Annotated in this window: 13 protein-coding genes; 3 read left to right on the top strand and 10 right to left on the bottom strand. The window is 69.2% G+C overall.

What is annotated here, in order from left to right; all coding sequences use genetic code 11:
* Nucleotides 1–680: 680 nt before the first annotated feature.
* A complete protein-coding gene (glpK, locus tag D0D37_RS42650) occupies nucleotides 681–2,189 on the bottom strand; it encodes a glycerol kinase GlpK (RefSeq protein WP_116206254.1) in 1,509 nt (502 codons plus the stop codon).
* Nucleotides 2,190–2,211: 22 nt separating this feature from the next.
* Nucleotides 2,212–2,964, bottom strand: a complete 753-nt coding sequence (locus D0D37_RS42645; protein ID WP_208720532.1) for an MIP/aquaporin family protein — start codon at nucleotides 2,962–2,964, stop codon at nucleotides 2,212–2,214.
* 213 nt (nucleotides 2,965–3,177) lie between these two features.
* Between D0D37_RS42645 and D0D37_RS42640 the strand changes: the two genes are divergently transcribed.
* Nucleotides 3,178–4,947, top strand: coding sequence for a glycerol-3-phosphate dehydrogenase/oxidase (locus tag D0D37_RS42640; protein ID WP_116206253.1), 1,770 nt, complete (start codon nucleotides 3,178–3,180; stop codon nucleotides 4,945–4,947).
* Between the two features lie 45 nt (nucleotides 4,948–4,992).
* On the opposite strand, the gene D0D37_RS42635 is transcribed toward D0D37_RS42640, so the two are convergent.
* Nucleotides 4,993–5,526 (bottom strand): GNAT family N-acetyltransferase, encoded by a 534-nt coding sequence (locus D0D37_RS42635; RefSeq protein WP_208720530.1) that lies wholly within the window; start codon nucleotides 5,524–5,526, stop codon nucleotides 4,993–4,995.
* A 148-nt stretch (nucleotides 5,527–5,674) separates the two neighbouring features.
* Here D0D37_RS42635 and D0D37_RS42630 point away from each other — a divergent pair, with 148 nt between their 5' ends.
* Nucleotides 5,675–7,129: a class I adenylate-forming enzyme family protein gene (locus tag D0D37_RS42630; protein ID WP_116206252.1), complete on the top strand. Its 1,455-nt coding sequence runs from the start codon at nucleotides 5,675–5,677 to the stop codon at nucleotides 7,127–7,129.
* Nucleotide 7,130: 1 nt separating this feature from the next.
* Here D0D37_RS42630 and D0D37_RS42625 read toward each other — a convergent pair whose 3' ends face one another.
* The 5 genes from D0D37_RS42625 to D0D37_RS42605 all read right to left on the bottom strand — a co-directional run bounded on the left by D0D37_RS42625 (nucleotide 7,131) and on the right by D0D37_RS42605 (nucleotide 11,591).
* Nucleotides 7,131–8,405, bottom strand: a complete 1,275-nt coding sequence (locus tag D0D37_RS42625; RefSeq protein ID WP_116206251.1) for a sensor histidine kinase — start codon at nucleotides 8,403–8,405, stop codon at nucleotides 7,131–7,133.
* Nucleotides 8,390–8,773 carry a DUF1707 SHOCT-like domain-containing protein gene (locus tag D0D37_RS42620; RefSeq protein ID WP_116206250.1) on the bottom strand — a complete coding sequence of 128 codons (384 nt, stop codon included), beginning with the start codon at nucleotides 8,771–8,773 and terminating at the stop codon, nucleotides 8,390–8,392. The genes D0D37_RS42625 and D0D37_RS42620 overlap by 16 nt, the downstream gene beginning before the upstream one ends.
* An 8-nt stretch (nucleotides 8,774–8,781) precedes the next feature.
* Nucleotides 8,782–9,342, bottom strand: coding sequence for a DUF1707 SHOCT-like domain-containing protein (locus tag D0D37_RS42615; RefSeq protein ID WP_116206249.1), 561 nt, complete (start codon nucleotides 9,340–9,342; stop codon nucleotides 8,782–8,784).
* A gap of 54 nt (nucleotides 9,343–9,396) precedes the next feature.
* Entirely contained in the window at nucleotides 9,397–11,190 is a 1,794-nt protein-coding gene (locus D0D37_RS42610; RefSeq protein ID WP_116206248.1) for an acetyl/propionyl/methylcrotonyl-CoA carboxylase subunit alpha, read from the bottom strand.
* A 101-nt stretch (nucleotides 11,191–11,291) separates the two neighbouring features.
* Nucleotides 11,292–11,591 (bottom strand): SAV_915 family protein, encoded by a 300-nt coding sequence (locus D0D37_RS42605; RefSeq protein WP_037716509.1) that lies wholly within the window; start codon nucleotides 11,589–11,591, stop codon nucleotides 11,292–11,294.
* A gap of 50 nt (nucleotides 11,592–11,641) precedes the next feature.
* On the opposite strand from D0D37_RS42605, the gene D0D37_RS42600 reads away from it, so the two are divergent.
* On the top strand, nucleotides 11,642–12,355 hold the full coding sequence (locus D0D37_RS42600; RefSeq protein ID WP_116206247.1) for a hypothetical protein: 714 nt from the start codon (nucleotides 11,642–11,644) through the stop codon (nucleotides 12,353–12,355).
* Nucleotides 12,356–12,390: 35 nt separating this feature from the next.
* Here D0D37_RS42600 and D0D37_RS42595 read toward each other — a convergent pair whose 3' ends face one another.
* Entirely contained in the window at nucleotides 12,391–13,737 is a 1,347-nt protein-coding gene (locus tag D0D37_RS42595) for a dicarboxylate/amino acid:cation symporter (RefSeq protein WP_162834750.1), read from the bottom strand.
* A 103-nt stretch (nucleotides 13,738–13,840) separates the two neighbouring features.
* A complete protein-coding gene (locus D0D37_RS42590; protein ID WP_116206246.1) occupies nucleotides 13,841–14,452 on the bottom strand; it encodes a Maf family protein in 612 nt (203 codons plus the stop codon).
* Nucleotides 14,453–14,528: the final 76 nt, after the last annotated feature.

The raw sequence follows: 14,528 nt of genomic DNA, 5'->3' as shown, positions 1-14,528 counted from the left end.
GGGTAGCTGGCTGAGGGGCGAGGTGCGGGGCTGGGCAGGGCATTGTCGGGTGCCGTGCCGCGTCATGCAGCTGGGCTGAGCCGTGCCACGCCGTGCTGGGCTCGTGCCGTGCAGGACTGGGCCGCGCGGTGTCGTGCCGGGCCGTGCCGTGCGGGGCTGTGCCGTGCGGGGTTGGGCCAGGCATTGCCGGGCGCCGCGCCGTGCCAGGTGAGCCGCGCCGCCGGGCTGAGCCGTGCTGTGCCATGCCGGGCCGGACTGCGCAGTGCCGAGCCGAGCCGAGCTGGTGCGTTGGGCGCGCCGCGCGCGGTGTTAAGCCGAGTTGGTGCGGGGCCGCGCGGTGCGGTGGTGGGGCGAGCTAGCGCCGATCCGCGATGCGCCCCTGCTGGTTCGTGCCGCGCTGGGCGAGTCGCGCTGAGCGGAGCGGGCCGAGCTGGTGAGTGCCGAGCCGAACTGATGCCGAGCCGAACTGATGCCGTGGCGCGCTGTGCGAGGCCCGTCCGGCGCGGGGATCGGCGGCGAGATCAGCGCATCCGCGTCGACTCGGCGCACCTCGAACCTGGGCCAGAAGTCCGTGAGGGGAACCCCGCAGGAATCAGATTCCCCCAGGGTTCCCCTCACGGACTTCAGCCAGCCAGGGCCAGCCAGGGCCAGCCAGGGCCAGCCAGAGCCAACCGGAAGGATCAGTCCTCCACCCAGTCGAAGGTCTTCGTCACGGCCTTCTTCCAGTTCCGGTATTCCGTCTCCCGCCGGGACTCGTCCATCGACGGGTCCCACTGCTTGTCCTTCGCCCAGTTCGTGCGGATGTCGTCCTCCGACTCCCAGAACCCGACCGCCAGCCCGGCCGCGTATGCCGCGCCAAGTGCGGTCGTCTCGTTCACCACCGGGCGGATCACCGGCACCCCGAGGATGTCCGCCTGGAACTGCATCAGCAGCTCGTTCACGACCATCCCGCCGTCGACCTTCAGCGACTTCAGCGGGACACCCGAGTCGGCGTTCATCGCGTCGATCACCTCTCGCGACTGGAACGCCGTCGCCTCCAGCACCGCCCGCGAGATGTGGCCCTTGTTCACGAACCGGGTCAGTCCGACGATCGCGCCGCGGGCGTCGGAGCGCCAGTACGGGGCGAACAGGCCCGAGAACGCGGGCACGAAGTACGCGCCGCCGTTGTCGTCGACCGTCCGGGCGAATTCCTCGATCTGGGCCGCCGACGAAATCAGCCCCAGGTTGTCCCGCAGCCACTGCACGAGCGAACCGGTGACCGCGACCGAACCCTCCAGCGCGTACACCGTGTCGTTCGAGCCGATCTTGTAGCAGACCGTCGTCAGCAGGCCGTTTTCCGACAGTACCTTCTCCGTGCCGGTGTTCAGCAGCACGAAGTTGCCGGTGCCGTAAGTGTTCTTGGCCTCGCCCGGCGAAAGGCACGCCTGGCCGAACGTCGCCGCCTGCTGGTCGCCGAGGATGCCCGCGATCGGCACCTCGGCCAGTGCCCCGCGCGGGCGGACCTTGCCGTACACCTCCGACGACGACCGGATCTCCGGCAGCATCGACAGCGGAATCCCCATCTCCGCCGCGATGTCCTCGTCCCACTTCAGGGTGTCGAGATCCATCAGCAGCGTGCGCGACGCGTTCGTCGGGTCGGTCACGTGCACGCCGCCGTCGGTGCCGCCGGTCATGTTCCACAGCACCCAGGTGTCCATGTTGCCGAACACCAGGTCGCCCGCCTCGGCCCTGGCCCGCGCGCCCTCGACGTTGTCGAGGATCCACTTGATCTTCGGGCCGGAGAAATACGTCGCGAGCGGGAGGCCGGTCTTCTCGCGGTAGCGCTCCTGTCCGCCGCCGAGCGCGCCGAGTTCCCCAGCGATCTTGTCGGTGCGGGTGTCCTGCCAGACGATCGCGTTGTACACCGGCTTCCCGGTGTTGCGGTCCCACACCAGCGCCGTCTCGCGCTGGTTGGTGATGCCCACCGCGGCGATGTCGGTCGGCCGCAGGTCGGCCTTGGCGAGCGCGCCCGCCGCGACCGCGCGGGTGTTTTCCCAGATCTCCTCGGCGTTGTGCTCGACCCAGCCCGCCTTCGGGAAGATCTGCTCGTGCTCGCGCTGGTCGACCGCGACGACACGGCCGGAGTGGTCGAAGATCATGCAACGCGTCGACGTGGTGCCCTGGTCGATCGCGGCGACGTACGAAGTCATGGATTTCCTCCGGAAAGCTGGATCAGGTCAGGTTGTGCACGGCGAGGTACACCAGCGCCGCCAGTGCGCCGCCGATGAGCGGTCCGACGACCGGCACCCACGAGTAGCCCCAGTCGGCGTCGCGCTTGCCCTTGATCGGCAGCAGGAACGCGTACGCGATGCGCGGGCCGAGGTCGCGGGCCGGGTTGATGGCGTAGCCGGTGGGCCCGCCGAGCGAGATGCCGATCACCAGCACCACGAACGCCACGCCGGCGTAGCCGAGCGCCGAGTTGCCGAACGTCGGCACCCCGTCCTGCCCCGGTGCTTCGAAGACCGGGCTCAGCAGGATCCAGCCGACGAGCACGAAGGTGCCGATGATCTCGGTCACCAGGTTCCACGCCTTGTTCCGGATCTGCGGGGCGGTGGAGAAAATGCCCAGCGTCTCCTCCGGATTCGGGTGGTCGTCGAACTGCAGCTTGTAGGTCAGCCAGCACAGCACGGCGCCGAGAATCGCGCCGAGCATTTCCCCGATCAGGTAATACGGCACGTTCGACCACGGCACCTTGCCCGAAATGGCGAGGCCGAGGGTGACCGCCGGGTTGAGGTGCGCGCCGGTCGGCGCTGCGATGCTGGCGCCGGTGAAGACGGCGAACCCCCAGCCGAAGGTGATGAACAGGGTTCCCGCGTTGTGCCCGTTGTTCTTCCGCAGCACGTGGTTGGCCACCACGCCGTTGCCCAGCAAAATGAGAACCGCCGTACCCAGCAGTTCCCAGACGATGATCGCACCCGGACTCAGACTTGGACTCACGCTCTCCGCACCTCCACACTGGACAGTCTGTGCAGGGCCGAACACGTCCGGCCACAGCCCCGTCGCCGACCCCAGTCCGCGGCACGTTACCGGTGCGTACTCGCGCAATCCATAAGCCGGGCGAAGCAATGTGACCATGATCGTCATGGGTTCCGCCACACGTGTCACCTCGGGGTCAGCAGACGATCACGCAAGCGTGCGATGCTGGGGAAGGTGGAGCACGAGGAGGAACGAGTGGTGACGAACCCGCAGAATGGCAGCGACCCGGCCCGGCTGGGTCCGGCGGGCCGGGAGGAATCCTGGCGGCGCTTCGGCGACGAGACCTTCGACCTGGTCGTGATCGGCGGCGGAGTCGTCGGCGCGGGCACGGCGCTCGACGCGGCGACGCGCGGCCTGCGGGTGGCTCTCGTCGAGGCCCGCGACCTGGCGTCCGGCACGTCGAGCCGGTCCAGCAAGCTCTTCCACGGCGGCCTGCGGTATCTCGAACAGCTCGAGTTCGGCCTGGTGCGCGAAGCGCTGCACGAGCGCGAGCTGATGCTGACGAAGATCGCGCCGCACCTGGTGAAGCCGGTGAGCTTCCTGTATCCGCTGACGCACCGGATCTGGGAGCGCCCGTACACCGCCGCCGGCCTGCTGATGTACGACACGATGGGCGGCGCCCGTTCGGTGCCCGGCCAGAAACATCTCACCCGCGCGGGTGCCCTCCGAATGGTCCCCGCGCTCAAGCGGTCTGCTCTGATCGGCGGCATCCGGTATTACGACGCGCAGTCGGACGACGCCCGGCACACGATGACCGTCGCGCGCACCGCCGCGCATTACGGCGCGGTGGTCCGGACCTCCACCCAGGTCGTCGGCTTCCTGCGCGAGGCGGACCGGATTTCCGGCGTGCGCGTGCGCGACGTCGAGGACGGCCGCGAGACCGAGATCCACGCCGGCGCGGTGGTCAACTGCACCGGCGTGTGGACCGACGAACTGCAGCGGCTGTCCGGCGGCCGCGGCCGGTTCCGGGTGCGCGCCAGCAAGGGCGTGCACATCGTGGTTCCGCGCGACCGGATCGTGTCGGAGTCGGGGATGATCCTGCGCACCGAGAAGTCGGTGCTGTTCGTGATCCCGTGGCGCAACCACTGGATCGTCGGCACCACCGACACGGACTGGAACCTCGACCTCGCCCACCCGGCGGCCACCAAGCACGACATCGACTACCTGCTCGAACACGTGAACTCGGTGCTCGCGACGCCGCTTACGCACGACGACATCGAAGGTGTGTACGCGGGTCTGCGGCCGCTGCTGGCCGGCGAGAGCGAAGAGACGTCGAAGCTGTCGCGCGAGCACGCGGTCGCGCGGGTCGCGCCGGGTCTGGTCGCGATCGCGGGCGGCAAGTACACGACCTACCGGGTGATGGCGGCCGACGCCGTCGACGCCGCGGTGGTCGACCTGCCGGGCCGCCCGCCGTCGTCCATCACCGACAAGGTCCCGCTGATCGGCGCGGACGGCTACCACGCGCTGGTCAACCAGGCCGACCACCTGGCCGCGGAGCACGGGCTGCATCCGTACCGCGTGCGGCACCTGCTCGACCGCTACGGCTCGCTGGTGCACGAGGTGCTGGCGCTCGCGGCGGACCGGCCGGAGCTGCTCAAGCCGATCGAATCCGCGCCGGACTACCTCGGCGTGGAGGTCGTGTACGCGGCCAGCCACGAGGGCGCGCTGCACCTGGAGGACGTCCTCGCCCGGCGCACGCGGATCTCCATCGAGTACGCCCACCGCGGCGTCGACTGCGCGGAGCAGGTCGCCCAGCTCGTCGGCGGCGTGCTGGGCTGGTCGGAAGAGGAGACGAAGCGCGAGGTCGAGGTCTACCGGGCGCGGGTCGAGGCGGAGCGGGATTCGCAGCTGCAGCCGACGGACGAGTCCGCGGACGCGTTGCGGGCGGCGGCTCCGGAGGCTCGGGCAGGGCTGATCGAGCCCGTTAGCTGAGGTGGCGTCGTGAGTGCCTGTCCCGGTTAGAACCGCGATAGGCACTCACGAGGGCTTGAGCACCCAGCGAATGAGCTTTTCCCCGCTAGGCGAAGGCCGCTCTTCCGGCCCGACCCGGCTGAACCCCGCCCGGCGCGCGACGACCTCCGACGCGGTGTTGCTTTCGTCGTGCCGATAAGCGATTTCGTGCAGCCCGAGACGGGCGAACCCGAACTGGATCGCGGCCGAAAGCGCAACTGCCGCAATGCCTTTGCCCCGTTCGGCCGGATGCGTCCACACCGACGCCTCGGCGGTGCCGAAGTCGAGGTCCAGATCGCGCAGCCCGACCTCGCCGAGCAGACGGCCGGTCGCCGGTTCCGCGACCGCCCACGAACAACGCTCGTCGCACGCCCATTGCGCGGCGCGCAGCGTCACGTACTCGGTGGCTTCGTCCGGGGTGCGCAGCCGGTAATTCAGCACGTACCGCCGATGCCGCGGGTCCGCGAACGCCTCCATCAGCGCGGGCCGGTCGTCGAGATTCCGGTCCGCGCGCAGTTGACGCAGGTAGTACGCGCCCGCGTTGATTTCCACGGGTTCCACAACTCGAGCCTAACCTTCCGGACGCGGGAAACGGCTGCGTGCCGCGTCACGACCGGGGCGGGCGCAGGGTGAAAAATCCTTGCCGTTTCGGGCAGCGTTGAGGGAAAGGCCGTCGCGGTGCGATGAGCACGCTGGGAGTGTTGCCGGTATGCCGGACAATCTGACCCAGTTTGCCGTCGAACATTCCCGTCTGAACGGATGGGACGACCTTCCCGCCTTCCTCGCCGACGACCGGACCTGGACGTTCGCCGAGGTCTACGCCGGGGCCGCGCGCGTCGCGGGCGGTTATCGAGCCGCCGGGCTGCGCCGCGGCGACCGCGTTCTGCTCGCCCTTCCGGACAGCGTCGAAATGGTCTGGTGCCTGCTCGGCGCGTGGCAGGCCGGAATCGTCGCGATCCCGGTGAATGTCCAGATGAGCCAAGACGATCTGACCCGCGACATCCGCACCGCCGAACCCGCGCTGATCGTCGCCGACCCGGAGACCGCGGGCTGGCTCGACGACGCCGGTCTCGCCCCGACCACCGGTGCGCAGCGGCTGGCTGCCGCGGAACCGGAGACGGAGTTCGCGCCGGGCGGCGACCGTCCGTCGCACGCGATGTTCACGTCCGGGACGACCGGCGCGCCCAAGCTGTGCTTCTACCTGCACAGCAATTTCGATCCGTCGACGCTTCGCACAGACGGCGTCGGCACGGTCGCGTTCTCGGTGTCGCGCATGTATTTCGCTGGTGGCCTGTACTCCTCGGCAATGGCCACGATCTGCACCGGCCAGACGTCGGTACTCTCGCGACCGCGCGCGACCCCCGCCGCCGCGTTGGAGTTGATCCGCCGCTACGACGTCGCGACGCTTTTCGCGCAGCCGAGCTTCTACGCGCGCTTGCTGCAGGAGCCGGGACACGCTGAAACGCTCGGAAAGCTGCGCGGCGCGATGTGCGCTGGTGAAGTGCTTTCCGCACGGTTGCGCGAGAAGTTGGTGCCGATCTTCGGCGACCGGCTCGTGAATCTTTACGGTTCCACCGAAGCTGGTGGATACGCCGCTGGCCGACCGGCGGATTACCCCGACCCGTCGGCGATCGGGCCGGTCTTCGAGGGCCGTTCGGCGCGCATAGTGGTCGACGGGCAGGAAATGGCCGCCGGGGTGCAGGGCGAACTGCAGGTTCTGGTCCCCTTCGCTACGCGGGGTGTCGCGCGCGGCAGTCTCGGCCCGGATCAGGTGACCGACACCTGGTGGTCGACCGGTGATCTCGGGTCGATCGACGCACAGGGCGTCATCCACGTGTACGGACGGCTGGACGACGTCGAGGTGATCGGCGGGCAGAACGTGGTCCCCGGGGAGGTCGAACGGCTTCTCGAAAGTCACCCGAAGGTGCGCGAAGCGGCAGTCAGCGCGGTGCGGCGCGAGGCGGGGGACACGACGCTGCGTGCGTACGTGGTCGCCACGTCGGGCAACGGCGACGACGACCTGGGCGCGGAGTTGGTCGCGCTGACTCGTGAGCACCTGTCGTGGTACAAGGTGCCGCAGGATGTGACGTGGCTGGAAGCCTTGCCGCGCAACGCAAACGGCAAGGTGCTGCGGCGGAAGCTGCGTACCGTGGGCGGGCAGTGACCTAAGCAGCGCCGGGCGAAGGGATCGCCGGGAACTCCGCGTGTACGGCGGTCCCTTCTCCTCGCGCGGACTCGATAGTGAGCGAGCCCGCGACCCGCCGCACGCGTTGGCGCATCGCTTCCAGACCGAAGCCGGTGCCGTCGCCGCGGTCTCCGGGGGCGAAACCTCTTCCGTCGTCCCGGATATCGAGCATGACCAGTTCGCTGGTGTAGGTCAGCGTGATGCCGATCCGGCTGGCGCGCGCGTGCTTTTCCGCGTTGGCCAAGGCTTCCTGCGTCACCCGGTACATCGTCACCTCCAGCTCGGGCAGCAGCGGCCGTGCGTCGCCTTCGACGTCGGCGGTCACCTTGGCGCCGGAGGTTTCGGACACTCGATTCGCCAAGCCTGCCAACGCTTCCGGCAGATGCGAGTCCGCCAACGGCTCCGGCCGCAGCGCCTGGACCGCCCGGCGCGCCTCGGTGAGACTGTCCTTCGCCAGCGTGTGCACGTGGTTGAGATGCCGTTGCCGATCCGCGGCTTCGGTGGCCCGGTCGGCGGCTTGCAGTTGCGTGACGATGCCGGTCAATCCTTGAGCGACGGTGTCGTGGATTTCGTGGGCCATCCGCTGGCGTTCATCGAGTACGCCTGCCTCGCGGGCTTGGGTGAGCAGTTGTGCGTGCAGCGCCGCGTTTTCCGTCAACGCCGTTTCCAGCTGTGCATTCGACTGCGCGAGTTTTTCGTTGGTACGACGACGTTGTTCGCTCTCCGCGCCCACGAACCATGCCACGTACAGGATCGGCCCGACGATCGACACCGCAGTGATCCACGGCGGCGACGGTTGCCAGATTCCCTTGGCCAGCAACGGAACCACTGCCGTCGCGGCTGCCGCGAAGATGCTCCACCGCGTCGGGAACAGCACGAACGCGATCGGGTACCCGATCGATGCGAAGGCGGTGAACGGATCCAGCCGGGAGGTGAGGAGGGCCGCGCCAGTCAGCAGCACGACGAAGAATCCGATGGCCAGCCACGGCTTCCGCGTGCGCAGCGGAAAAATCGGGATCAGCACGAGCAGCCACAGCCCGCTCGCCGCGGCGAGAAGCAGCGTGGTGCGCCACTGCGCGGCATCGCCGTGCGGCTGACCTGCGGCGATGATCGTGCACACCGCCAGCGCCACGATCCCGATCCCGGCGAAAACCGGGCCCGCCCAGCGCTCGGCGTTCGGATCGACCGAGCCCGGCCGCAGCCCCATCATCGGACTGAGCCGTACGCGTCGTGGCGGGCTCAGCGCCGCCGCCATCCGCTGAACAGGATCAGCAGCAACGGCAGCGCGAACACGATCAGCAGCCGTCCGCGCGTCACGACGAGCACGACGACCGCCAACGCGATCGAAAGCGGTACCGAATACCGCATCACGAACGCACCGAGCTTGCCGTTTCCGGCGGACGGCGCGAGCGGTTGCGGCCGGGCCGTGGCCAGCAGTGCGCTCGGACGCGGCGAGGGCAGGTCGTCGAACAGCGGCACCAGTTCGCTCACCAGCTTGGCCGACGTGACCTTCGCCGAACGGCTGCCGTACTCGTCGATGTCGAGGCGTCCGGTGCGGACGTGCTCGGAGAGGACGTCGAGCGCGTCCTGCCGTTCGTCGTCGCTCAACCGCAGGTCAGGCATGGTCCGCCTCAGGGGTCCAGACGGCGCTGCCGCCGGTGTTCGTCGCGCATCGCCCGGAACTCCTCGCGGCGCTCCCGGTGCCGGTCGTGGCGGTGGTGATGATCATGGTGCTCGAAACCCTTGCCCCAGAGCGCCCGGCCGACCGCGGTGAGCGCGATCGGCGCGAAAATCACCGGCCAGCCGGCGGCGCCGGTGGCGATCAAGGCGATCGCCGCGATCCACACCAGTGGAATCAAGGCGGCGACGGCGCGTTGCCCGGCCGACCATTCCGGCTGCCGCGCGGCCATCTCGCCGGACGCCGCGGGCTGCGGCACCGGCATCCGCGGCGGTGGCGCCACCGGTTCTGGCGCGGCAGTCGCTCCCACGCCGAACACCGGATGCGGCACCGGCAGATCGGTGAACAGTTCGCCCAGTTCGCCGCGGGTTTTGGCCGCGGTGATCCGGGCGGAACGCTCGCCGAACTCGTCGATGTCGATCCGCCCCGCGCTCATGTGCTCACCGAGCGCATTCAGCGCGGACTCTCGCTCCTGGTCGCTGATCCGCAGCTGCGGAGACGGAACCTCAGTCACGTAGTCGATGGTAGGCCGCGCGAGCGCGCGGCACCCACGACATTCAGCACAACTTCAGTCCTTGAGCTCCAAGAGTTGCGTTCCCTGCGTGACCGCGGAGCCGATCTCGACCGAAAGCCCGGTGACAGTGCCCGCTTTGTGCGCGGTTACCGGGTTCTCCATCTTCATCGCCTCGAGCACCACGATCAACTCGCCCGCCTCGACGTGCTGGCCTTCCTCGACCGCGATCTTCACGATGGTGCCCTGCATCGGCGCGGTGACCGCGTCGCCACTCACCGCTGCCTTCGCGCCGCCGGCCCGCTTGCGGGGCTTGGCTTTCGTCGCCGCGGGCGCGCCGCCGCCTTCAAGAGCGAACCCGCCCGGCAGCGAAACTTCGAGGCGACGTCCGCCGACCTCGACCACCACGTTCTGCCGAGGTGCCTCTTCCTCGGCCTCGATGTCCGGCGCGACGAACGGCTCGATCTTGTTGTCGAACTCGGTCTCGATCCAGCGGGTGTGCACGCTGAAGCCGTTGTCGTCGCCGATGAACGCCGGGTCGTCGACGATCACGCGGTCGAACGGCAGCACCGTGGCCATGCCCTCGACCTCGAACTCGGCCAGCGCGCGACGGCTGCGCTCCAGCGCGTTCTGCCGGTCCGAACCGGTGACGATGAGCTTGGCGAGCATCGAGTCGAACTGGCCGCCGATCACGCTGCCGGATTCGACGCCGGAGTCGACGCGCACGCCCGGACCGGACGGGGCGACGAACTTGGTGACCGTGCCCGGCGCGGGAAGGAAGCCGCGGCCGGCGTCCTCGCCGTTGATGCGGAATTCGATCGAGTGGCCGCGCGGCGTCGGGTCCTCGGTGATCCGGAGCTTCTCGCCGCGCGCGATGCGGAACATCTCGCGGACCAGGTCGAGCCCGGTGGTCTCCTCCGAGACCGGGTGCTCGACCTGCAGCCGGGTGTTCACCTCGAGGAAGGAAATGGTGCCGTCGACCGCGACCAGGTACTCGACGGTGCCCGCGCCGTAGTAGCCGGCCTCCTTGCAGATGGCCTTGGCGGACTCGTGGATCCGGGAGCGCTGGTCGTCGGACAGATACGGCGCGGGGGCCTCTTCCACCAGCTTCTGGTGGCGGCGCTGCAGCGAGCAGTCGCGGGTGCCGACGACGATCGCGTTGCCGTGCTGATCCGCCAGCACCTGCGCCTCGACGTGCCGTGGCTTGTCCAGGTAGCGCTCCACGAAGCACTCGCCGCGACCGAACGCGGCCACCGCCTCGCGCGTCGCGGATTCGAACAGCTCGGGGATTTCTTCGCGCGTACGGGCGACCTTCAGGCCGCGGCCGCCGCCGCCGAACGCCGCCTTGATCGCGACCGGCAGGCCGTGCTCGTCAGCGAACGCGATGATCTCGCTGGCGTCCTTTACCGGCTCCTTGGTGCCGGGCACCAGCGGCGCGCCGGCGCGCATCGCGATGTGCCGCGCGGTCACCTTGTCGCCGAGGTCGCGGATCGACTGCGGGCTCGGCCCGATCCAGGTCAGGCCCGCGTCGAGGACGGCCTGGGCGAATTCGGCGTTCTCGGAAAGGAAGCCGTAGCCGGGGTGCACCGAGTCGGCACCGGCTCGCTTGGCGGCGTCGAGGATCTTGTCGATCGCGAGGTAGCTCTCCGCCGCGGTGTTCCCGCCGAGGGCGAATGCCTCGTCGGCGAGGCGCACGTGCGGAGCGTCGCGGTCCGGGTCGGCGTACACGGCCACGCTCTGCAGGCCCGCGTCCTTCGCGGCCCGGATCACGCGAACCGCGATCTCGCCCCGGTTCGCGACCAGGACCTTGGTCACCGGACCGCCTGTGCTCGCGGTGTCCTGCTCGCTCACCACATACCTCCCGTGCCCGTCGCCGCGCTGCTGGTCAACCGGGAGTCTACGGACCAGGACCGGGCCTGGATTGAGAGGTGGACCACCCAGTTCGGTCCTGTTTATACCCGTCCGGCCGGAGCTTGATGCCGCAGTTCGGCCGGTAGTTCGGAGTCGAGCACGATGACGTCGTAGGGGTTGACCTGGTGCACCAGCGCCAGGTTCTCGGTGTTGACCAGGATCCACGGCTGGTGCTCGCCGCAGCAGTCGACGAGCCGGTCGAGCGCGGTGAAGGCGACCAGCGCGGTCCGGCCGTCGGGAGTGCGGCGCAGTTCGACGTTGGCTCCGGTCTGGCCGTCGGTGGTTGGGCCGGCGGGGCCGGTCGGCAGGTAAAGGGCCGGGGGCAGATTGGGGTTCGTCACTCCGACAACATAGACGGACACGGTGTGCAAGGTCGCTTACAGTCTCGGATATGGGGACTTGGGCGAAGCGCATCCCGCGATCCGCGCTGCTTACCGCCGTTCTCGCGGCGGTGGTGACGGCGGCGGCTCTCGTGGTGGTCGTCGTGCTGCGTCCGAAGCCGGACAGTGCGCCCAGCATGGCACCGCGGGAGCCTGACGCGGCTCCGGTCAACGAACCGTCCTCGACCTGCGGAAACGGTCCCTGTCGGCAGCTGGCGGCGATGAGCGTCGGCGGTACCCCGGTCGTGCTGCTGGCGGACGCTTCGGGCGGATGGGGCCGGGTTCTGGTCGGGCAGCAGCCGTTCGAGCTGGCGATCACGAACCAGGGCGCGAAGCTGACGGCGACTTCCCTGCGCTGCATCGACGGATCGACCGCCGCGTGCCTGGTCCGCGGCGACGCGCCCGGCGGCTCGTACGGCGAATTGCTCACCGAGTCCGGCGGGGTGTGGCGCGACTACGGCAAGCCGTATTTCTCCGACGCGGGTTCGCTGTCCCTCTTCGACGTGAGCCAGGACGGCCGTCCGGACGTGATCGTCGTCCGGCACGAATGCCCGCAGGCGGTGTCCGGCTCGCCGCGTTGCCAGGCGGCTCCGGTGGTGGCGGAGGTGTACGAACTCGACGGCGAGGTGATGGGCTGCACGAGCACCGTCACCTCGCCGTCGAATTTCCGGGGCTGGCCGGACGTCGAGCTGAAGAAAGCCCAGCTGCGCACTCGTGAGTGCTGATCCCGGTTCTAACCGGGATCGGCACTCACGAGGCGTCAGGCAGTCGCGGGACGGGCGGCGCCGCCCTCGTCGCGGTGGTTCGGGCGAGCGGTCTGCGTGTTCAGGATCTCGTCGTCGAGCAGGCCTTCGCTGCGCGCGACGATCGTCGGGACCACGATCTGGCCCGCGACGTTCGTGGCCGTGCGCATCATGTCCATGATCGGGTTCACCGAGTAGATCAGCGCGATGCCGATCGCGACCTGCTTGGCGTCGAGGCCGATGAACGCGGTGGTCAAGGTGAGCGCGGTCAGCCAGCCGGTGGTGCCCGCGGTGGCCAGCGCACCGACCACGGCGACCACGACGATGCCGACGTATTGGCCGAAGCTCAGCGGCACCCCGGCGAGGTTGGCGATGAAGATCGCGCCGATCGCCGGGAACACCGCGGCGCAACCGTCCATTTTGGTCGCGCTGGCGAGCGGCGTGGCGAAGGCGGCGTAGCCGGGGTCGACGCCGAGGTTCACCGCGGACTGCCGGGTCAGCGGCAGCGTCGCCGAGCTGGACTGCGACGCGAACGCGAACTGGATCGCGGTGCCCGCCTTGGCGAAGAACGTCAGCGGGTTCACCTTCGCGACGAACTGCAGCAAGATCGGGTAGACCACGAACAGGATCAGCAGGCAGCCGACGTACACCGCGAGCGTGGTCGACAGCAGCGGACGGAACAGCGCGTCGCCGTAATTGGAGACCGCGGCACCGATCAGGCCGATGATGCCGATAGGCGCGAGCCGCACGATCCAGCCGAGGTAGCGCTGGACGATTTCGAAGACGCTCGTGGTGAAGTCGACGAACGGCTTCGCTTTGTCGCCCAGGCTGTACGCCGCGGCGCCGATCACGACGGCGAGGAAGAGCACCTGGAGCGTGCTGCCCTCGGCGAAGGCGGAGAAGAAGTTCTCCGGCAGCAGGCCCTTGATGAAGGCGTCCCAGGAACCCCAGTGGCTCATGCTCTTCGCAGCTTTGTCGGCGTTCTTCGCGGTGGCCGCGACGCCTTCGCCGAGCCCGCCGGAGCCGGGGTTGAACAGCTTGCCGATCGCGATCCCGACCAGCGAGGCGATGAACGACGTGATCGCGAACCACAGCACGGTCTTGCCGCCGAGCCGCGCGGCTGTGCGGCCGCCGCCGAGGCCGCGGAGGCTGTTGATGCCGACCACGATCGCCGTGAAGACCAGCGGGATGACCGCGATCTGCAGCAGGGTCGTGAAGATCGTGCCGATGTGGTCGAGGGTGTCGGTCAGCCAGCCGGCTTCAGTCTTGCGCGCGAGGACGCCGAGGCCGGCGCCCACGACAAGCGAGCCGAGGACGGCCGCGGCGAACACGCGCGGCTTGGTGTACGTCCTGACGAAGGACATGTGCCACCCCAGGGAGGTCGAGAGTTTCCGCTGGCCCGGATGCGGGCCGGCGTCGACTTTCCCTGATCACTCGTCCGAGTGACACATCGTCCCAGTATGTGAACTATTTCCACATCTCGGCGACGCTGACGCCCACCTCGGCGAGGAGTTGGCGCAGCAGCGGAAGGCTGATCCCGATCACGCTCGACGGGTCCCCTTCGACACCCTCGACGAACCACCCGCCGAGCGCGTCGAGCGTGAACGCCCCCGCGACCTGCAGCGGTTCGCCAGTGGCGACGTAGGCGTCGATCTCGGCCTGGCTGGGGTCGGCGAAGTGCACGGTGGTGGAGCGCGTGCCGGAGGCTTCCTTGGTGCGCTGCCCGCCGTCGATCCGGACCACGGCGTGCCCGGTGAGCAGGACGCCGGAGCTGCCCGCCATCCGAGCCCAGCGCTGCTTCGCGACCTCGGCGGTGGCCGGCTTGCCGACCATTTCGCCGCCGATGGAAAGCATGGAATCGCAGGCGACGATCACGACGTCGGATTCGGAAACCATCTCGACGACGGCATTGGCCTTGGCTTTGGCGAGGGCCGTCACGAGTTCGGCAGGTTCGGGATCGATGAGCGCGGCCGCGACGGCGTCCTCGTCGACGCCGGACACGACGACGGCCGGATCGAGTCCGGCGCTGCGCAGCACGGAGAGGCGGGCGGGGGACTGGGAGGCGAGGACTAGACGCACGGTCTCGAACGCTACCTCGGTTGGGTGGGGCGCGGGGGTGTGGCCCGGGGCGAGGTGCCTGGCTGGAGCCAGGAAG

Source organism: Amycolatopsis circi (genome assembly GCF_003385235.1).
Lineage (GTDB): Bacteria > Actinomycetota > Actinomycetes > Mycobacteriales > Pseudonocardiaceae > Amycolatopsis > Amycolatopsis circi.
The sequence above is the reverse complement of the archived record's forward strand: the minus strand, read 5'-3'. Positions and strand labels throughout refer to the sequence as shown.